The sequence below is a fragment of the Janthinobacterium sp. TB1-E2 genome (assembly GCF_036885605.1).
Classification (GTDB): Bacteria; Pseudomonadota; Gammaproteobacteria; order Burkholderiales; family Burkholderiaceae_D; genus Janthinobacterium; species Janthinobacterium aestuarii.
The window spans coordinates 381,551-399,877 of the sequence record NZ_CP142523.1; the positions used below are offsets into that span (position 1 = coordinate 381,551).

At 60.6% G+C, this 18,327-nt stretch carries 19 protein-coding genes; 10 read left to right on the forward strand and 9 right to left on the reverse strand.

The genetic code is table 11. From position 1 onward, the window contains the following. Positions 1-29 precede the first annotated feature (29 nt). The 8 genes from atpB (at position 30) to OPV09_RS01680 (ending at position 6,709) form a co-directional block, all read left to right on the forward strand. The gene (gene atpB, locus OPV09_RS01645) at positions 30-839 is read left to right on the forward strand and encodes a F0F1 ATP synthase subunit A (RefSeq protein WP_046681851.1); all 810 of its coding nucleotides are present in this window, start codon (positions 30-32) and stop codon (positions 837-839) included. A 59-nt stretch (positions 840-898) separates the two neighbouring features. Then, positions 899-1,177, forward strand: a complete 279-nt coding sequence (gene atpE, locus OPV09_RS01650; protein WP_034752695.1) for a F0F1 ATP synthase subunit C — start codon at positions 899-901, stop codon at positions 1,175-1,177. A gap of 43 nt (positions 1,178-1,220) precedes the next feature. Next, positions 1,221-1,691, forward strand: coding sequence for a F0F1 ATP synthase subunit B (locus OPV09_RS01655; RefSeq protein WP_034752697.1), 471 nt, complete (start codon positions 1,221-1,223; stop codon positions 1,689-1,691). Between the two features lie 2 nt (positions 1,692-1,693). After that, positions 1,694-2,239: a F0F1 ATP synthase subunit delta gene (locus OPV09_RS01660; protein ID WP_034752699.1), complete on the forward strand. Its 546-nt coding sequence runs from the start codon at positions 1,694-1,696 to the stop codon at positions 2,237-2,239. A 78-nt stretch (positions 2,240-2,317) separates the two neighbouring features. Next, positions 2,318-3,859 carry a F0F1 ATP synthase subunit alpha gene (atpA, locus tag OPV09_RS01665; protein ID WP_034752701.1) on the forward strand — a complete coding sequence of 514 codons (1,542 nt, stop codon included), beginning with the start codon at positions 2,318-2,320 and terminating at the stop codon, positions 3,857-3,859. Positions 3,860-3,921: 62 nt separating this feature from the next. After that, entirely contained in the window at positions 3,922-4,797 is an 876-nt protein-coding gene (atpG, locus tag OPV09_RS01670; RefSeq protein ID WP_034752703.1) for a F0F1 ATP synthase subunit gamma, read from the forward strand. Between the two features lie 29 nt (positions 4,798-4,826). Then, entirely contained in the window at positions 4,827-6,227 is a 1,401-nt protein-coding gene (gene atpD / locus OPV09_RS01675; RefSeq protein WP_034752705.1) for a F0F1 ATP synthase subunit beta, read from the forward strand. A 62-nt stretch (positions 6,228-6,289) separates the two neighbouring features. Continuing rightward, positions 6,290-6,709, forward strand: coding sequence for a F0F1 ATP synthase subunit epsilon (locus OPV09_RS01680; RefSeq protein WP_034752707.1), 420 nt, complete (start codon positions 6,290-6,292; stop codon positions 6,707-6,709). Positions 6,710-6,778: 69 nt separating this feature from the next. Here the strand turns inward: OPV09_RS01680 and rsgA are convergent, their stop codons facing one another. From rsgA to OPV09_RS01715, 7 genes are all read right to left on the reverse strand, one after another. Further along, the gene (rsgA, locus tag OPV09_RS01685) at positions 6,779-7,843 is read right to left on the reverse strand and encodes a ribosome small subunit-dependent GTPase A (protein WP_338680300.1); all 1,065 of its coding nucleotides are present in this window, start codon (positions 7,841-7,843) and stop codon (positions 6,779-6,781) included. A 274-nt stretch (positions 7,844-8,117) separates the two neighbouring features. Next, entirely contained in the window at positions 8,118-8,672 is a 555-nt protein-coding gene (locus tag OPV09_RS01690; protein ID WP_338680301.1) for a hypothetical protein, read from the reverse strand. 64 nt (positions 8,673-8,736) lie between these two features. Continuing rightward, positions 8,737-9,108: an adenosylmethionine decarboxylase gene (gene speD, locus OPV09_RS01695; RefSeq protein ID WP_338680302.1), complete on the reverse strand. Its 372-nt coding sequence runs from the start codon at positions 9,106-9,108 to the stop codon at positions 8,737-8,739. Between the two features lie 2 nt (positions 9,109-9,110). Next, positions 9,111-9,281 (reverse strand): hypothetical protein, encoded by a 171-nt coding sequence (locus OPV09_RS01700; protein ID WP_157814714.1) that lies wholly within the window; start codon positions 9,279-9,281, stop codon positions 9,111-9,113. Continuing rightward, positions 9,278-10,741 (reverse strand): DUF4178 domain-containing protein, encoded by a 1,464-nt coding sequence (locus OPV09_RS01705; protein ID WP_338680304.1) that lies wholly within the window; start codon positions 10,739-10,741, stop codon positions 9,278-9,280. The genes OPV09_RS01700 and OPV09_RS01705 overlap by 4 nt, the downstream gene beginning before the upstream one ends. A 10-nt stretch (positions 10,742-10,751) precedes the next feature. Beyond that, positions 10,752-11,780: an SPFH domain-containing protein gene (locus OPV09_RS01710; protein ID WP_338680305.1), complete on the reverse strand. Its 1,029-nt coding sequence runs from the start codon at positions 11,778-11,780 to the stop codon at positions 10,752-10,754. Positions 11,781-11,811: 31 nt separating this feature from the next. Next, positions 11,812-12,198, reverse strand: coding sequence for a DUF350 domain-containing protein (locus tag OPV09_RS01715; RefSeq protein ID WP_034752720.1), 387 nt, complete (start codon positions 12,196-12,198; stop codon positions 11,812-11,814). 60 nt (positions 12,199-12,258) lie between these two features. On the opposite strand from OPV09_RS01715, the gene OPV09_RS01720 reads away from it, so the two are divergent. Further along, a complete protein-coding gene (locus tag OPV09_RS01720) occupies positions 12,259-13,770 on the forward strand; it encodes a polyamine aminopropyltransferase (protein ID WP_338680306.1) in 1,512 nt (503 codons plus the stop codon). Beyond that, positions 13,770-15,404, forward strand: coding sequence for an NAD(P)-binding protein (locus OPV09_RS01725; protein ID WP_338680307.1), 1,635 nt, complete (start codon positions 13,770-13,772; stop codon positions 15,402-15,404). Before OPV09_RS01720 ends, OPV09_RS01725 begins: the two co-directional genes overlap by 1 nt. Before the next feature lie 68 nt (positions 15,405-15,472). Here the strand turns inward: OPV09_RS01725 and mmsB are convergent, their stop codons facing one another. Beyond that, on the reverse strand, positions 15,473-16,690 hold the full coding sequence (gene mmsB / locus OPV09_RS01730; RefSeq protein ID WP_034752728.1) for a multiple monosaccharide ABC transporter permease: 1,218 nt from the start codon (positions 16,688-16,690) through the stop codon (positions 15,473-15,475). After that, a complete protein-coding gene (mmsA, locus tag OPV09_RS01735) occupies positions 16,680-18,221 on the reverse strand; it encodes a multiple monosaccharide ABC transporter ATP-binding protein (protein WP_338680309.1) in 1,542 nt (513 codons plus the stop codon). The genes mmsB and mmsA overlap by 11 nt, the downstream gene beginning before the upstream one ends. Positions 18,222-18,327 lie beyond the last annotated feature (106 nt).

Genomic DNA, 18,327 nt, shown 5'->3' on the forward strand with positions numbered 1-18,327 from the left:
AGCTCTGAAACGACAAATCTAAATTCATTATGACCACAGAACACGCTATTGAAGCGGGCCATGCTGCCCCGGCCAACGCCACAGAATACATCAGTCACCATCTGGCCCACCTGAGAAGTGCCGACGGCATGATCAATCTGGATACGTTCTGGATTTCGGCCATTCTGGGCTTTGTTTTCCTGGCTGTTTTCTATATGGCGTCGCGCCGCGCGACGGCTGGTGTCCCCGGCAAGTTGCAAAACTTCGTCGAAATGGTCATGGAAATCGTCAATGACACTATTAATGGGGCCTTCCACGCGAAAAGCAAGGTCATCGCGCCGCTGGCCATCACTATTTTTGTGTGGGTCTGGTTGCTGAACGCGATGGACTTCCTGCCGGTTGACCTGTTGCCGAAGATTCTGAGCTGGTTTGGCGTGCATAAACTGCGCGCCGTGCCGACCGCCGACGTCAACCACACCTTCGCCATGTCGCTGTCGGTCGTGCTGTGCGTGATCGCCTTCTCGATCAAGGCCAAGGGCCTGGGCGGCTGGATCAAGGAACTGTTCACGGCACCGTTCCATGCGAGCGGCCTGATCGGCACGATCGCCCTGGCACCTGTCAATTTCTTGCTGCAAATGGTTGAGCTGGTTGCAAAACTGATCTCCCTGTCGCTGCGACTGTTCGGCAATATGTATGCCGGCGAACTGATTTTCATCTTGATCGCGTTGTTGCCTTGGTGGGCACAGTGGGCGTTGGGTGGTCCATGGGCAATTTTCCATATCTTGATTGTAACTTTGCAAGCTTTTGTGTTTATGGCGTTGACGGTTGTGTATCTGAGCCTTGCGGTTGAGAAACATTAATCATTAACTTTATATTTTGTTTTTTTAGTATCTTTCGTTTTTAAATTTAGGAGAATTTTATGCAAGCTCTGATCGCACAAGTACAAAGCATGACCGTTCTGGCAGCAGCAATCATCATCGGCCTGGCCGCAATCGGCACCGCTCTGGGCTTCGCTATCTTGGGTGGCAAATTCCTGGAAGCTTCGGCACGTCAACCAGAACTGATGCCACAACTGCAAACCAAACTGTTCGTTATCGCTGGTCTGCTGGATGCTATTTCGATGATCGGCGTTGGTGTTGCTCTGCTGTACACGTTCGCTAACCCGTTCCTGTCCGCTCTGACGGCTGTTGCTCAGTAATTCGCTCCAACCCTAGGAGAAACTTTTAGTTAGGAGCAAAGGTATGGACATCAATATGTCGCTCATCGGCCAGATGATCACCTTCGCGGTGTTGGTCTGGTTCTCGATGAAGTTCGTATTTCCAGCGCTGAACAATGCGCTGGATGAGCGTGCCAAACGAATCGCGGATGGATTGGCTGCGGCCGATCAAGGTCAAGCTTCGATGGCAGTCGCTGAAAAGCGTGCGCAAGAGGCATTGAACAGTGCACGTGAAGAAGCGTCGCAACGCGTTGCGGACGCTGAAAAGCGCGCGCAGCTGGTTGCTGAAGAGATCAAGCAAAATGCACAAGCTGAAGCTGCGCGTATCATTGCGCAAGCCCAGTCGGACGCCGAACAGCAACTGTCGAAAGCACGCGAACAATTGCGCGCTCAGGTGGCTGACCTGGCTGTCAAGGGTGCCGAGCAGATCTTGAAGCGTGAAGTTAACGCTACGGCTCACGCCGAAATGTTGCAGCGTCTTGCTGTCGAGCTGTAATCATGGCAGAACTCGCAACCGTCGCCCGTCCCTACGCGGAAGCTTTGTTCCGCGTAGCCCAAGCTGGTAAGGAGTCAAGCAACCTCGCGGCGTGGTCCGAGCTGGTGTCCGAACTGGCACAGATCGGTAGCCACCCCGAGGTACAGGCGTACGCGCGCAATCCGAAAGTTTCGGAAAGCGACGTCGCCGCCACCATCCTGTCGTTGTTGAAATCGCCGCTCAATGAGGAAGTGAAAAACTTCGTCACGATGTTGATCGAAAATGGCCGCATCAGCCTGCTGCCGGAAATCGGCGCGCAATTCCATGCCTTGAAAAATGGCCTGGAAGGTGCGGCTGACGCCGAGATCACGAGCGCTTTCGATCTGAGCGAAGGCCAAACGGCCGAGCTGGTCGCAACGCTGGAAAAGAAATTCAGTCGTAAGCTCAACCCTGCCGTCACAGTGGATCCATCGCTGCTCGGCGGCGTGCGCGTGGTCGTTGGCGACCAGGTGCTCGATACCTCGGTGCGCGCCAAGTTGCAGCAACTGCACGCTGCACTGGTGTCGTAAGACACGCGCTTCGGCAGGCCAGCTTAGACAGACCCTTACCCCTCGCGCAAGCTGAGAGAAACACTTTTAGGAGTTAGTATGCAACTCAACCCATCTGAAATCAGCGAGTTGATCAAGAGCCGGATCCAAGGTCTTGACGGCGGCGCTGAAGTGCGTAATCAAGGCACGGTTATTTCCGTCGCCGACGGTATCTGCCGCATCCACGGTTTGTCGGACGTGATGCAAGGCGAGATGCTGGAATTCCCAGGCAACACGTTTGGCCTGGCAATGAATCTGGAACGCGACTCCGTCGGTTCCGTGATTCTGGGTGCCTACGAGCACATCTCCGAAGGCGACACGGTGAAATGCACCGGCCGCATTCTGGAAGTGCCAGTCGGTCCTGAGCTGCTCGGCCGCGTTGTCAACGCGCTGGGTCAGCCGATCGACGGCAAAGGCGCCATCGAAACCAAATTGACGGCCGCGATTGAAAAAATCGCACCGGGCGTGATCGCCCGTGAATCCGTTTCGCAACCGATGCAAACCGGCCTGAAGTCGATCGATGCGATGGTTCCAGTTGGCCGCGGCCAGCGCGAACTGATCATCGGCGACCGTCAAACCGGCAAGTCGGCTGTGGCGATTGATGCGATCATCAATCAAAAAGGCCAGGGCATGAAATGTATCTACGTCGCGATTGGCCAAAAAGCCTCGTCGATCAAGAACATCGTGCGCTCGCTGGAACAGCACGGCGCGATGGAATACACCATCGTTGTCGCCGCTTCCGCTTCGGAATCGGCCGCCATGCAATACATCTCGCCGTACTCCGGTTGCGCCATGGGCGAATACTTCCGTGACCGCGGTGAAGATGCACTGATCGTCTACGATGATCTGTCCAAACAAGCTGTTGCATACCGTCAAATCTCGCTGCTGCTGCGCCGTCCACCAGGTCGCGAAGCGTACCCAGGCGACGTGTTCTACCTGCACAGCCGTCTGCTGGAACGCGCAGCACGCGTGAACGCCGACTACGTCGAGAAGTTCACCGACGGCGCCGTCAAAGGCAAGACCGGTTCCCTGACGGCACTGCCGATCATTGAAACGCAAGCTGGCGACGTGTCCGCATTCGTTCCAACCAACGTGATTTCGATTACCGACGGTCAGATCTTCCTGGAAACCTCGCTGTTCAATGCCGGTATCCGTCCTGCAATTAACGCCGGTATTTCCGTATCGCGCGTCGGTGGCGCCGCCCAGACCAAGGTCATCAAAAACCTGTCCGGCGGTATCCGTACCGACTTGGCGCAGTACCGTGAACTGGCCGCGTTTGCGCAGTTCGCTTCGGACCTCGATGAATCGACCCGCAAGCAGCTGGACCGTGGTGCCCGCGTAACGGAATTGCTCAAGCAAGCCCAATACTCGCCACTGTCGATCTCGCTGATGGCCGTATCGCTGTTCTCGGTGAACAAAGGCTTCATGGACGACGTGCCAGTCAAGCAAGTGCTGTCGTTCGAAGCTGGTGTCCACGCTTACATGAAGACCAAGCAAGCTGCTCTGCTGGCCAAGATCGAAGAAACCAAGCAACTCGACAAAGACAGCGAAGCAACTCTGTCGGCGGCCATTGCTGATTTCAAGAAATCCGGCGCATATTAAGCGGCCAGGCGGCGCCCACCTCGAGTGAGGCGCCGCCCTACGCGCAGAAGGAGTAAGGACTCATGGCATCAAGCAAAGAGATACGAGGCAAGATCAAGAGCGTAGAGAATACGAAGAAGATCACCAAGGCGATGGAAATGGTCGCCGCGTCCAAAATGCGCAAGGCGCAAGACCGGATGCGGGCCGCTCGTCCCTACAGTGACAAGATTCGGAATATCGCCGCCAATCTGGCGAATGCCAATCCGGAATACACGCACCCGTTCCTGGCAGCTGCCCAGGGTACGCAAGCGAAGGCAGTGGGTTTCATCGTTGTCACGACCGACAAGGGTCTGTGCGGCGGCATGAACACCAACATCCTGCGCCAGGTGACGTCGAAGTCGCGCGAGCTGGAAGCAGCTGGCAACCGGGTTGAAGCAGTTGCCATCGGTAACAAGGGTTTGGGTTTTTTGAATCGCATCGGCGTCAAGATCGTCGCCTCTGCCATTCAGACCGGTGATACGCCCCACCTGGACAAACTGATCGGACCCGTCAAGGTCATGCTCGAAGAGTTCCAGGCAGGCAAGATCGATGCAGTGTACCTGTGCTACACCAAATTCATCAACACGATGAAACAGGAACCAGTCGTGGAGCAATTGCTGCCCCTGACGGCCGACAAGATGGTCGCCGACAAGAGCGCACACTCGTGGGATTACATCTACGAGCCGGATGCACAAAGCATCATCGACGAATTGCTGGAGCGCTATGTAGAAGCGCTGGTGTACCAGGCAGTCGCGGAGAATCTGGCGTCCGAGCAATCGGCACGGATGGTCGCGATGAAAGCTGCAAGCGACAACGCGGGTAGTGTGATCGGCGAATTGAAGCTGATCTACAACAAGACCCGCCAAGCTGCGATTACCAAAGAACTCTCCGAAATCGTCGCCGGTGCGGCTGCGGTTTAAACGAATTTAACTATATTGAAGGAACGAACATGGCTGATGGCAAAATCGTTCAGTGTATCGGCGCTGTGGTGGACGTTGAGTTTCCCCGCAACGCGATGCCTAAGGTATTTGATGCCTTGAAGATGGCAGGCTCGGAACTGACCCTGGAAGTACAACAGCAGTTGGGTGACGGCATTGTCCGTACCATTGCACTCGGCTCGTCCGATGGCCTGCGTCGCGGCATGATGATCCAGAACACCGGCAAACCTATCATGGTGCCAGTCGGTAAAGCAACCCTGGGTCGCATCATGGACGTGCTGGGCAACCCGATCGACGAATGCGGCCCCGTGTCGCACGAGCAGATCGCGTCGATCCACCGCACCGCTCCTGCATACGACGAACTGTCGCCATCGCAAGAACTGCTGGAAACCGGCATCAAGGTGATCGACCTGGTTTGCCCGTTTGCAAAAGGCGGTAAAGTCGGTCTGTTCGGCGGCGCTGGCGTAGGCAAGACCGTGAACATGATGGAACTGATTAACAACATCGCCAAAGCGCACAGCGGCGTGTCCGTGTTCGCCGGTGTTGGTGAGCGTACTCGTGAAGGTAACGACTTCTACCACGAGATGGCTGACGCGAAAGTGGTTGATCTGGAAAACCCAGAGAACTCCAAAGTCGCGATGGTCTACGGTCAGATGAATGAACCGCCAGGTAACCGTCTGCGCGTCGCGCTGACCGGCCTGACGATCGCTGAATCGTTCCGTGATGAAGGCAAAGACGTTCTGTTCTTCGTCGACAACATCTACCGCTTTACGCTGGCTGGTACCGAAGTCTCGGCACTGCTGGGCCGTATGCCGTCGGCTGTGGGTTACCAACCGACCCTGGCTGAAGAAATGGGCCGTCTGCAAGAGCGTATTACGTCGACCAAGACCGGTTCGATCACCTCGATCCAGGCCGTCTACGTTCCAGCCGATGATTACACCGATCCGTCGCCTGCTACCACGTTTGCTCACTTGGATTCGACCGTTGCGCTGTCGCGTGACATCGCTTCCCTGGGTATCTACCCAGCCGTGGACCCACTGGATTCGACCTCGCGTCAGCTGGATCCGTTGATCGTTGGTCAAGAGCACTATGACACCGCGCGTGCCGTGCAAACGACCCTGCAACGCTACAAGGAATTGCGCGACATTATCGCGATTCTGGGTATGGACGAGCTGGCACCGGAAGACAAACTGCTGGTCGCCCGCGCACGTAAGATGCAGCGTTTCCTGTCGCAGCCTTTCCACGTCGCTGAAGTCTTTACCGGCGCGCCTGGTAAATACGTTTCGCTCAAAGACACGATCAAGGGCTTCAAAATGATCGCTTCGGGCGAACTCGATCACCTGCCGGAACAAGCGTTCTACATGGTCGGCACGATCGAAGAAGCAATCGAAAAAGCCAAGAAACTTAACTAAGTTAAGTCTGGGCCTAACCCCGCCCCTCAGAAGGCGGGGTTCTTCAACCCGATAGGACACACATGGCACACACAATTCACGTTGACGTGGTTTCCGCTGAAGAACTGATTTTTTCAGGCGAAGCAGAATTCGTCGCGTTGCCGGGTGAACAGGGCGAGCTGGGTATCTACCCACGCCACACGCCTTTGATTACCCGCATCCGTCCGGGCGCGGTCCGCATCAAGGTAGTCGGCCAGGCTGAAGAAGAGTTCGTCTTCGTTGCCGGCGGCCTGCTGGAAGTGCAACCGGATACCGTGACTGTCCTGGCCGATACCGCGATCCGCGGTCACGACCTCGACGAAGCGAAAGCGCTGGAAGCGAAGAAGTTGGCGGAAGAAAATATCCACAACAAGGATTCGGGCATCGACTACGCGCAAGCGCAAGCCGAGCTGGCCAGCGCAATTGCGCAGCTGGCAGCGATCCAGAAGCTGCGCAAGATGTAATCACTGCGCCGCGCAAGAAAGGCAGCCTTCGGGCTGCCTTTTTTTTCAGCAAACGAATTTCAGTAAAAATCAGCGGCGCTTGTCCTTTCCCCTTTCCAGTCCCGCCTTCAATACCGTCTTCCACCTGGCGCGCGCGGCAATGCGCTCGAGCGGCGTCTCGTCGATGCGGCGCGCGTCGCGCAGCAGCTTGTGATAATTGCGCAGGCGGTCCCCATCGACGGCGCCGCGCACGGCGCAACCGGGTTCGCTCGCATGCCGGCAATCGCGGAACTGGCACGCCGCCGCCAGCGCCGCGATGTCGTCAAAGGTGGCCGCCAGGGTCTGCGCATCGGCATCGGCGCGCCAGCTGCGCAGCCCCGGCGTGTCGATGATGCAGGCGCCGCTGGCGCACAGGTGCAGCGAGCGGGCCGTCGTCGTGTGGCGGCCGCGCCCGTCGCCATGGCGCACGCCGTTGGTTGCCTGCTCCACCGCGCACAAGGTATTGGTCAGGCTGGACTTGCCGGCGCCCGATGAACCGAGCAGCACCAGGGTCTGGCCTGCACCCAACCACGGTTCCAGGATGGCCACGTCATACGCATGGCGCGTATCGATGGCAAACAGGGGCACGTGGGGCGGCAGGCGCTGTCTGAGCTGCGCCAGCTTGCCCGGCACGTCGTCGGCCACGTCGGCCTTGCTCAGCACCACTACGGGGCTGACCTGGGCCGCCAGCACGATGGCCAGATAGCGCTCCAGGCGGCGCGGATTGAAATCCTCGTCCAGTCCCATCACCAGCAGGGCCGTATTGACATTGCTGGCAAGCAGTTGGCGCCGGCCGTCATTGCCGCTCCGCGCGATCTGCGTGACTGGGGATAAGTGCGCCGTTATCCACAGCGTGCCGTGACCATCGGCTTCGGCGGCGACCCAGTCGCCCACCGTGAGGATGGTGTCCTGCGCCTGCAAGTCGTGCAGCAGGCGCGGCAGGATCTGCGCCGGCTGTTCCAGGAGGCCATCGTGCACAATGATGCTGTCGCGGTGCACGGCGCAAACGCGCATCAGCTGCGCGGCGGGGGAAGAGATGTCGAGCTGGGTGGCTGCGCTGGCGATGGCCTGCTGCAGCCCGATAAGGCGTAGTTGTGCAAAATCGAATGCGATCATGGTAGCGTGATTCCAGATTCTGTCGTCCGCGTGCGGACGTGTAGCCTGCGCGTGCAGGCACCGCCAGTCGCGATGACTGGCACGAAAGAAGGGGAAGTCGGCTACGCGATCAGCGTATGGGGAAGTGCGGGCTAAAAAACTTAGCGGGGAAAAACGGTGATCAGGCAGCCGACAGCACGGCAGTATCCGAATGGCGCATGTTGTCTACTCCTGTTGTGTGATGGAAAACGCCAGTGTGCCAGCGGCCTGCGCCGCCGTCAACAGAGGGTGTGGCTCAGCTGCACATGCCGTAAGCCTGGCGTTCGGGGAAATAGCGGTACGTAAACGTGCGCACCGGATAGCGCTTGCCGCCGACGAGCATGTCGGGCATCGACAGATCGAAGCGCTGCGGCAGCTGGCGCGGCAGTTGCAATCGCAGGCGCCATTGCGTTTCCTTGCTGTTGCCGACGGCGGAAAACATGATGGGCAGCTGCTCGATGACGTCGACGATCTCCGCCTTCTGGTTCATGCCGCGCTGGTATATGGTGAGTATCTTGGCTTGCGCGAAGGGCGGCTGTTTCGGTTCTTCCAGCAGGAAGGACAGGCGAGTAAAACTGGCTTGCGTACCGACGGGCAAGGTAAAGATCAGCGCCAGCTCCGTGCCGCCTTCCTTCAGGGTGACGGGCGGCGTGGCGTAGATGCTGATACCGCGCGGCAGCTCGAAACGCGAGCCCTCCGTCCACGTCTTGCACTCGGGCGTGGTGGCCTGGTACAGGCTGGACGCCGTGTAGTCATCGCAGGCGGAAACCAGCAGCAGCAGGGGCAGGGCAAGGAGGGCGGAACGGCGCATGGGAGTCACGGTTGGGGGAATGAGCCGACAGTGTAAGCGATCCCCACGCGATCCACCAGCGACGCTAGGAATGCCCGGGCGGCGCACGGCGTATGGATTGCAGCTGGCAATGCGCGGCCTGCAGTGCCTCCTTGATGATGTCGAGCGCCAGCTGCGGCCGCGCCGCACCGCACATGAAGATGTCGACGGCGGCAAAGCCGACCTCGGGCCAGGTATGCAGCGAGATGTGCGATTCGGCCAGCAGCAGCACGCCCGTGACGCCCTGACCCGGGCCAAAGCTGTGGAAATGGCCGTGCAGCACTTGCGCGCCGGCCGCGATGGCGGCGTCGCGCAGCAGGCGCTCGAGCTCGGCGCCGTCGCGCAGAGGCTCCGGCGCGATGCCCGACAGGTCGGCCAGCAGATGGGTGCCCAGGGGCAGATGCGGTGTGGACGCCATGCTTATTTGTGGCTGCCGCCGCTGGAGCCGCCGCCATAGCTGCCGCCGCCGCTGCCCGTGCGCGAACTCCAGCTGCTGCCGCTGCTGCTGCCGGCCACCTTGAACATGCGGACCCAGTTGGCGGCCGTGACACTGAAGGTCACCATCAGGGCATAGATCACGTATTTACTCATGGGGGATTCTTTGCATTCTTGTCGAGAAAAGCGGCAGGCAGGAACAGCGCCAGGCAGCCCAGCAAACTCCACATCAAGGTGCTGGAGAATGAGACGAACATCGGGATCGCATTCAGCACCAGCACGATGACGATGAAGACCTTGGCGATGCCGCGGTGACTGAGCTGGATATTCCGCACCTGGTCGCCGCCATGGAAGGCGGCGCCGAACCAGGCGGCCATCTGGTCATAGGCGACGGGCACGGAGCGCGACCAGGTCATTTCCTCGCCGGTGATCTCGGCCGCCAGCTTGGTCTGTCCCTGTTCGAATTCATGCACATGCGTGCTGTCGCCGACGGCCACCTTCCAGTTGAAGGCGCCCGCCGCATACACGACCTGCGAGCCGTAGTCATACAGTTTGCGGTAGGTGGCGCCATCGAGCGTGCAGGTATCGGCGTCCAGCGACGCCCAGTTGGGCCAGTTCGGCAGCACGTTCGAGCGCGACCAGCCATCGTCCGTCTCCACCAGCCAGAAGAAGCCGGCGCGCGCGTTGTACAGCAGATATTCGTTCCACTCGCTGCCTTCGTCGTCGGCGCGGCGCATCATGCCGATGACCGTGAAGTCCACATTGCTGATCTTCGCGCTGGCGCCCAGTTCCAGGGAGATGTCGGCGTTGTCGTGCACTTGCTTGCCGATGGCCAGCACCTGCGCTTCCGGACCGCTGGCGTCGAGCTGCGCGTGGCAGGCGGGGCACACGAGCTGCGCCGCCGCGCCGGGCACATAGTGGATGCCGTTGCCGCAGGAAGGGCAGTCGAGCGCATCGAGCTTGCCGCGGTACTTGCCGGCGCTTTTGGCGATGGCGTCGTCGTCGCGCAGCAACTGGCACTTCAAACTGTCCAGGGTGACGGCGACGCCCTGGTAGACGACCGGTTGCGGGCCATCCGTGTAGTCGAGCGTGACAAAGCTGGCGTAGTTGCGGAAGTCCGCCACCTGGATGCGCCAGCCTGCGCCCACCTTGAACGGCAATTCGCCCTGGCCGGCGATGCATTCGGCGTTGCGGATCTCGGCCGCCGTGTACGGCTCGCCGCAGATCGTGTAGCGCTTGCCCGGCGCCAGCTCGCCAAAGACGGGTAAGGTATCTTGCGTACTGCGCTCGCGTGTCAGGGTGTACAGGCCGGACGAGTCGCCCAGCCACGCCGTGCTGGCGTCATCGAACAGCAGATACCACTCGTTCCACGTGCCGGCGCTGTAGCGCTGCTGGATGCGGCCGACGACCGTGAAGTGCACGCCATCGTGCACGCCGGCCGTGCCGATCTGGATCGGCGTATAGTCTTCCAGGACGGCCGACATCTTGCCCACGTCCCTGACGGAATCGGCGTCCTTGAGGATGGTGCTGTGACAGTACTCGCAGACGGCGAGCACGGAAGCGTGCGAGCGGAAGCGGACTTCCGCGCCGCAGCTGGGACAGGAAACAGTTTGCATGCAGTCGCGCTTAGCCGATCAGTTTTTTCAGCAGTTCAGCCTTGGCGCCGTCGTAGTCGGCCGACGAAATGAGACCCTTGTCGAGCAAGCCCTTGAGTTTTTCCAGGCGCGCCTCGATCGGTTCTTCCGCGGGGGCTGGCGGCGCCGCCGGTGCCTGCTGCTGCAGCGCGCCGCCCATGCTTTGCGCCATCACCTGGCCGATCGACAGCCCGGCGCCCAGTCCCGCGCCGATGCCGGCCATGCCGCCTTCGTTCTGCGCCGCCAGCGGGATCGCATTGGCCACCTGGAATTTCGTGTAGCCGCTCATCTTGTCGGCGCCCAGGCCGCCCTTCATGCCGGCCGAGATGCGTTCGTCGAGCGCCGCCTGCAATTCCTCGGGCAGGCTGATGCTGGCCACGTTGAATTCATCGAGGCCCACGCCATAGCGGGCAAACGCCTGCGCCAGGCCATCCTTGACTTCCTGCGCCATCAACGCCTGGTTGGCCGCCATGTCGAGGAAAGGGACGTTCGCGCCGCCCAGCGAGCTGGCCATGCTCGACATCAAAATACCGCGCAACTGGTCTTCCACCTCGTCGCGCGTATAGACTTCGCGCGTGCCGCTGATCTCGGTGAAGAAGGTGCGGGCGTCGGCGATGCGGTACGAATACATGCCGAAGGCGCGCACGCGGATCATGTCGAAATCCTTGTCGCGGATGGTGATTGGCTGCGGCGTGCCCCACTTGCGGCCAGTCTGCACGCGCGTGCTGAAGTAATACACGTCCGACTTGAATGGCGAGTCGAACAGCTTGTCCCAGTTTTTCAGGTTGGTTAGCAGCGGCAAGGTTTGCGTCGTCAGCTTGTGCGTGCCGGGACCGAAGACGTCGGCGATCTTGCCTTCATTGACGAAGACGGCGACCTGCGATTCGCGCACATTCAGGATGGCGCCGTTCTGGATCTCGAAATCCTGCATGGGGAAGCGCCAGGCCAGCACGCCTTCCGTCTCTTCGTTCCACTGCAGTACGTCGATAAACTGCTTCTTGATAAAGCTGCCGAGGCTCATGATGAATGTCCTTGAAAAAGATAAAGCGGTGTCAGGAAATGCAGGCGGCGTTGATGGCGCCGATCGACAGGGCAATGGCGCCCAGCAGGCCGCCGAAAGCGCTGTTGTTCGATTCGATCTGGTCTTTCGACATGCGCAGCAAACGCGTGGTCACCACATAGGCGAGCAATTGCACCACCATGGCGCCGAAGGCCCAGGCAAAGAATTGCTGGTAGTCGGCCGTGTGCATCAGGGACGAGGCGATGGTGGCGGAAAAGCCCAGCAGCGCGCCGCCCAGCGACAGGGCCGCCGCGTGGTTACCCTGGCGGATCAGCAGCACTTCGTTATACGGCGTGACGCGCGTGTAAATGATAAAAAAGGCAATCAGCAGCGCGGCGGCCAGTATAAGATGGATCAGATAGTTTAGGATGGCGGGCACGGCTTTCCTCGCAATGAGTATTTGATAACGTCAACGCATATTAGAACAAAAAAAAGTCCAATGAACAAAAAGATTCTGATTTTGTCCGTCTTCGTGGTCGCCTCCTGCGGCCTCGCGTATGAACTGATCGCTGGCGCCATGTCCAGCTACCTGCTCGGCGACTCCATTCTGCAGTTTTCCACCATCATCGGCTGCTACCTGTTTGCCATGGGCGTAGGCGCGCACTTTTCCAAGTACGTGAAGGACGACGACGTGCTCTCGCGCTTTGTCGACATCGAACTGGCCGTGGGCCTGATCGGCGGCCTGTCGGCCGCCATCCTGTTCATGACGTTTTCGTGGATGGCGGCGCCATTTCGCACCTTATTGTATGTGATGGTGTTCCTGATCGGCGCACTGGTCGGCATGGAAGTGCCGCTGGTGATGCGCGCCCTGAATACGCGCCAGACGGAATTTTCCGAGCTGGTCAGCCGCGTGCTCACCTTCGATTACCTGGGTGCGCTGGCCGTTTCCCTGCTGTTCCCGCTGGTGCTGTCGCCGTATCTGGGCCTGGTGCGCACGGGCTTTTTGTTCGGCATGCTCAACGTGGGCGTGGGCCTGTGGAGCATCTATGTCTTCCGCGCGGAGCTGAAGAACCTCACGGGGCGTCTGCTGCGCGCCTGCGCCGTGATGCTGCTGCTGATCGCCGGCTTTGCCATGTCCGACCGCATGGTGGCCTGGGGAGAACATGGCCTGTTCGGCGACCAGATCGTGTATTCCACCACCACGCCCTACCAGCGCCTGGTGATCACGCGCTGGAAGGACGATACGCGGCTGTACATCAACGGCAATTTGCAGTTTTCCTCGCGCGACGAGTACCGCTACCATGAGGCGCTCGTGCATCCGGTACTGGAAGCCTTGCCGTGGGCGCGCCGCGTGCTGGTGCTGGGCGGCGGCGATGGCCTGGCCCTGCGCGAAATCCTCCGTTATCCACACATCGAACACGTCACCGTGGTCGACCTCGACCCCGCCATGACGGCCGCGTTCACCACGCGCCCGGAACTGGCGAAGCTGAATAACGGCTCGTTCTCGGACAAGCGCGTCACCGTCGTCAATGCCGATGCCGCCGTCTGGCTGCGCAATAACGGCGACATGTTCGATGCGGCCATCGTCGATTTCCCCGATCCGTCCAGCTTCGCGCTCGGCAAACTGTATTCGGTGCCGTTCTACGACTTGGTGAAAAAGCACCTGGCGGCCAAGGGCTTGATGGTGGTGCAATCAACGTCGCCGTTCTTTGCCCCGCACGCCTACTGGACCATCAATTCGACCCTGCGCGAAGTGGGCATGCGCACCTGGCCCTACCATGCCTACGTGCCCTCGTTCGGCGAATGGGGTTTTATCCTCGCCTCGCCGCAGCTCGACTACACACCGCCGACGAAATACCGCCTGCCCATGCGCTACCTGAATGCGGACACCACGCGCGAAATGTTCATCTTCCCGCCCGACATGCAGCCGCTGCCGATGGCGCCGAACCGCCTCAACACCCAGTCGCTCGTGCATGAATTCGAGCAGGACTGGAACCGGGTGATCCGCTGATGCAGCGTCGTTCCTTCATGCTGTGGGCCGCCGGCGGCACGGCAGCGGCGGCCGCCGCTGGCATCGGCAGCATCGCCGCCTACCTGCGCTGGCAGGAAATCACGCCCAGGGTGCTGTACCCAGGCCGCAGCGAGGGCCATTATTTGCGTGAGCTGCTGCGCGAGCGCAAGGCGCTGCCGCCACCTTCACGCACCTTGCGCACCGACGTGGCCATCCTCGGCTCGGGCATCGCCGGCCTGACGGCCGCCTGGCGGCTGAATAAACTGGGGCACAAGGATTTCCTCATGGTCGATGGCCCGCAGCCCTACGGCAACGCGGCCGGCGGCCACTTCGGCGATCTCGCTTATCCCACGGGGGGCCATTACCTGCCGCTGCCGTCGCCCGAATCGACGCATGTGCGCGAGATCCTGTTCGACTTGGGCATCATCGAGCGCGATCCGCAGGCGGAAAAGCCCACTTACGACGAGCGCTACATCCTGCATGCGCCCGAGGAGCGTTTGCTGTTCAACGGCCAGTGGCAGGATGGCTTCATTCCCACCGAAGGCATCTCCGCCGAGGAGCTGGCGCAGCACGAGCGCTTCTTTGCCGACGTGCGGCGCCTGCGCCAGGCGCATGGCAACGACGGCAAGCGCGTCTTCGTTTTTCCTACCGTGGAATCGTCGCAAGACCCGGCCTGGCAGGCGCTCGATACCATCACCTTGAAACAGTGGATGGAGCGCGAGGGATACACCTCGCCCACCTTGCACTGGTATCTGAATTACTGCTGCCGCGACGACTACGGCACGCGCTACGACCAGGTGTCGGCCTGGGCCGGCCTGCATTACTACTGCAGCCGCTGGGGCCAGGCGGCCAACGCGGGCAATGGCGCCTGGCTGACTTGGCCGGGTGGCATGCAGCCGGTCGCCACGGCCATGGAGCAGGCCTCGGGTGTCCAACGCCATGCGGGCACGGTGGTTTCCCTCACGACGACGGCCAGCGGCGTGGAGGCGCTGTGCCTGGAGCTGGTCGATGGCCAGCCGCGCACCTACCTGGTCAAGGCGCGCAAGGCCATCTGCGCCATGCCGCTGTATGTCGCGGCGCGCGTGGTGGACAACATCGCCGGCTATGGTTTTGACGCGAAGCGCGACACGCCCGCGTATGCGCCGTGGATGGTGGCCAATTTCCTGCTCAAGCGTTTTCCTGACGAACTGCCGCACGCACCGCTGTGCTGGGACAACGTCGTGTACCAGGAGCCTGGCCTCGGCTATGTCGTCTCCACGCACCAGGACATCCGCGTGCGCCCGCCCGAGAAAACCGTTTTCAGCGCCTACGTGGCCCTGTCCGACCGCACACCGCAGCAAGCGCGCAAGTGGCTCGATACGGCTAGCCCCGAAGAATTGCTGGCGCTGGCCAGCGTCGATTTGAAGACGGCGTACGGGCGCGATTTCGCCAGCTGCGTCGAACGGGTCGACATCACCGTGCGCGGCCACGCCATGGCCGCGCCGTTGCCGGGATTTCGCAGCAATGCGGGGCTCAAAGCCTTGCGCGAACACGATGGGGCGATCCTGTTCGCGCATGCCGATCTGTCGGGCTTTTCCGTATTTGAAGAGGCCGCGTGGTGGGGCGACAGGGCGGCGCGGCTGGCGATCACATAAATGAAAAAGGCCGGCGCAAGCGCCGGCCAGAGCCCCCTAAGGCTCGAACCTGTGCTTCCTTGTTCTTCTCATTTATTTTTATTAATGACGTCGATGAACACGGCCGCCAGCAGCACCAGGCCCTTGATCACCTGCTGGTAGTCGATACCGATGCCCATGATGGACATGCCGTTGTTCATCACGCCCATGATGAAGGCGCCGATGACGGCGCCCATCACCTTGCCCACGCCGCCCGAAGCCGAGGCGCCGCCGATGAAGCAGGCGGCGATCACGTCCAGTTCGAAGCCCGTGCCCGCCTTTGGCGTGGCCGTGTTCAGGCGCGCCGCGAAGATCAGGCCGGCCAGGGCCGCCAGCATGCCCATGTTGACGAAGGTGTAGAAGCTGACCCGTTCCGTCTTGATGCCGGACAGGCGCGCCGCCTTCTCGTTGCCGCCCACGGCATACACGCGGCGGCCCAGCACGGTGCGGTTGGTAATGAAGGTGTAGGCGACGATGAGCAGCGACATCACGGCCAGCACGTTGGGAAAGCCGCGGTACGACGCCAGCAGATAGCTGAAATACACCATCACGGCGGCGAAGACCGCGTTTTTCAGCAGGAAGAAGGCGCGCGGCTCGTTTTCCATGCCGTGCTTCAGTTGCTTGGCGCGGCTGCGCAGCGAGGTGAAGATCAGCGCCGCGGCGGCGATCACGCCCAGCAGCAGTGACAGGCCGCGCAAGTTTTCGCCGCCGAACGGGTCGGGCAGGAAGCCGGAGCTGAGCATCTGGAAGCCTTCAGGGAAGGGACCGACCGACTGGCCTGCCAGCAGCGCCAGGGTCAAGCCCTTGAAGACCAGCATGCCGGCCAGGGTGACGATGAAGGACGGGATTTTGAAGAAGGCGACGAAATAGCCTTGCGCGCCGCCGATGACGGCGCCGGCCAGCAGGCAGAGGATGCTGGCGGCGACAAAATTCATGTTGTAGTTGACGATCAGGACGGCCGCCAGCGCGCCGACGAAGCCGACCACCGAGCCGACGGACAAATCGATATGGCCGGCCACGATGACCATCAGCATGCCCAGCGCCATGATGACGATGTAGCTGTTTTGCAGCACCAGGTTGGTCAGGTTCAGCGGCTGCATCAGGGTGCCGTCGGTCATGTACTGGAAAAAGCCCATGATGACGATCAGCGAAAGCAGCATGCCGTAGTCGCGCATATTGTTCTTCAAAAAGCCGGCATAGCTTTTCGCTTGCGGTGCGGCCGCTGGCGCTGCTGCTGCCGGCGCGCCTGCTGTCAGTTTATTGTCCATTGTTTTCTCCGTGTGTAACGATCGCGCGCATGATTCGCTCCTGCGATGCTTCTGCCGCGCTCAATTCCGCCGCAAAGCGGCCTTCGTTCATGACATAGATCCGGTCGCACATGCCCAGCAATTCCGGCATTTCCGACGAGATCATGATGATGCATTTGCCTTCCGCGGCCAGGTCGCTGATGATGCTGTAGATCTCGTATTTGGCGCCCACGTCGATGCCGCGGCTCGGTTCGTCGAGGATCAGCACGTCGGGGCGCGAAAACAGCCACTTCGCCAGCACCACTTTCTGCTGGTTGCCGCCGGACAGATTGACCACCTTCTGCGCCACGCTCGAGCAACGGGTCTTGAGCTTGCGGCGGAACTCCTCGGCCACGCTGAATTCACGCTGCTCATCGATCACCATGTGCTTGGAAATCGCATCGAGGTTGGCCAGGCTGGTGTTCTTCTGGATGTCTTCCTCGAGGATCAGGCCCAGGCCCTTGCGGTCTTCCGTGACATACGCGAGGCCATGTGCGATCGCCTTGCCGATGGTGCTGACGTCGATTTCCTGCCCATTCTTGAGCACCATGCCGCTGATGCGCTGGCCGTAGGCGCGGCCGAAAATGCTCATCGCCAGTTCCGTGCGCCCGGAGCCCATCAGGCCGGCGATGCCGATGATCTCTCCCTTTTTCGCGTGCATGTTGATGCCCTTGATGACGGGACGGTCGGCATGCTCGGGATGGAAGACGCGCCAGTCGCGCACTTCGAAAATGGTCTCGCCTATCGTCGGCGTGCGCGGCGGATAGCGGTCGGCCATTTCGCGTCCGACCATTTTTTCGATGATGCGGTCTTCGCTGACGGGTTCGATGCGGCAGTCGAAACTGTCGACCGTGTTCCCGTCGCGCAGCACCGTGATGGCATCGGCGACCCTTGAAATTTCATTGAGCTTGTGCGAGATCAGGATCGAGGCGATGCCCTGGGCTTTCAGGCCCAGCAGCAGGTCGAGCAGGGCCGCGCTGTCGCTTTCGTTCAGGCTGGCCGTCGGCTCGTCGAGGATCAGCAGCTTGACGTCCTTGCACAGCGCCTTGGCGATCTCGATCAGCTGCTGCTTGCCCACGCCCAGGTTGGTGATCAGGGTGTCCGGGGACTCTTTCAAGCCGACTTTGTGCAGCAGTTCGCGCGTCTTGCTTTGCGCGTATTCCCAGTCGATGACGCCCATGCTGGACGGTTCGTTGCCGAGGAAGATATTCTCGGCGATCGACAACTGGGGCACCAGCGCCAGTTCCTGGTGGATGATGATGATGCCGATTTCTTCGCTGTCCTTGATGCCGCGGAAGTGCCGCGTCTGGCCCAGGTAATCGATGTCGCCCGTATAGCTGCCATGGCCGTAGACGCCACTGAGCACTTTCATCAGGGTCGATTTGCCGGCGCCGTTTTCGCCGACGATGGCGTGGATCTCGCCGCTGTGTACCCGCAGGTTGACATTGTCGAGCGCAACGACGCCCGGGAATGTTTTGCGTATCCCGCGCATTTCCAGGATAGTGTTCGTCATATAACCTCTCTGGCACGGCCGCGCTGGTCGGCATCGGTCGTGCTGCAGTCTTGTTCTTGATAGTGCGTGAAGCGAAAGGCCCGGCAGGGCCGGGCCTTCAGTACCT

Coding starts and splice junctions, on each gene's coding strand:
- atpB (WP_046681851.1), top strand. CDS start 30: ATGACCACAGAACACGCTATTGAAGCGGGCCATGCTGCCCCGGCCAAC.
- atpE (WP_034752695.1), top strand. CDS start 899: ATGCAAGCTCTGATCGCACAAGTACAAAGCATGACCGTTCTGGCAGCA.
- OPV09_RS01655 (WP_034752697.1), top strand. CDS start 1,221: ATGGACATCAATATGTCGCTCATCGGCCAGATGATCACCTTCGCGGTG.
- OPV09_RS01660 (WP_034752699.1), top strand. CDS start 1,694: ATGGCAGAACTCGCAACCGTCGCCCGTCCCTACGCGGAAGCTTTGTTC.
- atpA (WP_034752701.1), top strand. CDS start 2,318: ATGCAACTCAACCCATCTGAAATCAGCGAGTTGATCAAGAGCCGGATC.
- atpG (WP_034752703.1), top strand. CDS start 3,922: ATGGCATCAAGCAAAGAGATACGAGGCAAGATCAAGAGCGTAGAGAAT.
- atpD (WP_034752705.1), top strand. CDS start 4,827: ATGGCTGATGGCAAAATCGTTCAGTGTATCGGCGCTGTGGTGGACGTT.
- OPV09_RS01680 (WP_034752707.1), top strand. CDS start 6,290: ATGGCACACACAATTCACGTTGACGTGGTTTCCGCTGAAGAACTGATT.
- rsgA (WP_338680300.1), bottom strand. CDS start 7,843: ATGATCGCATTCGATTTTGCACAACTACGCCTTATCGGGCTGCAGCAG.
- OPV09_RS01690 (WP_338680301.1), bottom strand. CDS start 8,672: ATGCGCCGTTCCGCCCTCCTTGCCCTGCCCCTGCTGCTGCTGGTTTCC.
- speD (WP_338680302.1), bottom strand. CDS start 9,108: ATGGCGTCCACACCGCATCTGCCCCTGGGCACCCATCTGCTGGCCGAC.
- OPV09_RS01700 (WP_157814714.1), bottom strand. CDS start 9,281: ATGAGTAAATACGTGATCTATGCCCTGATGGTGACCTTCAGTGTCACG.
- OPV09_RS01705 (WP_338680304.1), bottom strand. CDS start 10,741: ATGCAAACTGTTTCCTGTCCCAGCTGCGGCGCGGAAGTCCGCTTCCGC.
- OPV09_RS01710 (WP_338680305.1), bottom strand. CDS start 11,780: ATGAGCCTCGGCAGCTTTATCAAGAAGCAGTTTATCGACGTACTGCAG.
- OPV09_RS01720 (WP_338680306.1), top strand. CDS start 12,259: ATGAACAAAAAGATTCTGATTTTGTCCGTCTTCGTGGTCGCCTCCTGC.
- OPV09_RS01725 (WP_338680307.1), top strand. CDS start 13,770: ATGCAGCGTCGTTCCTTCATGCTGTGGGCCGCCGGCGGCACGGCAGCG.
- mmsB (WP_034752728.1), bottom strand. CDS start 16,690: ATGGACAATAAACTGACAGCAGGCGCGCCGGCAGCAGCAGCGCCAGCG.
- mmsA (WP_338680309.1), bottom strand. CDS start 18,221: ATGACGAACACTATCCTGGAAATGCGCGGGATACGCAAAACATTCCCG.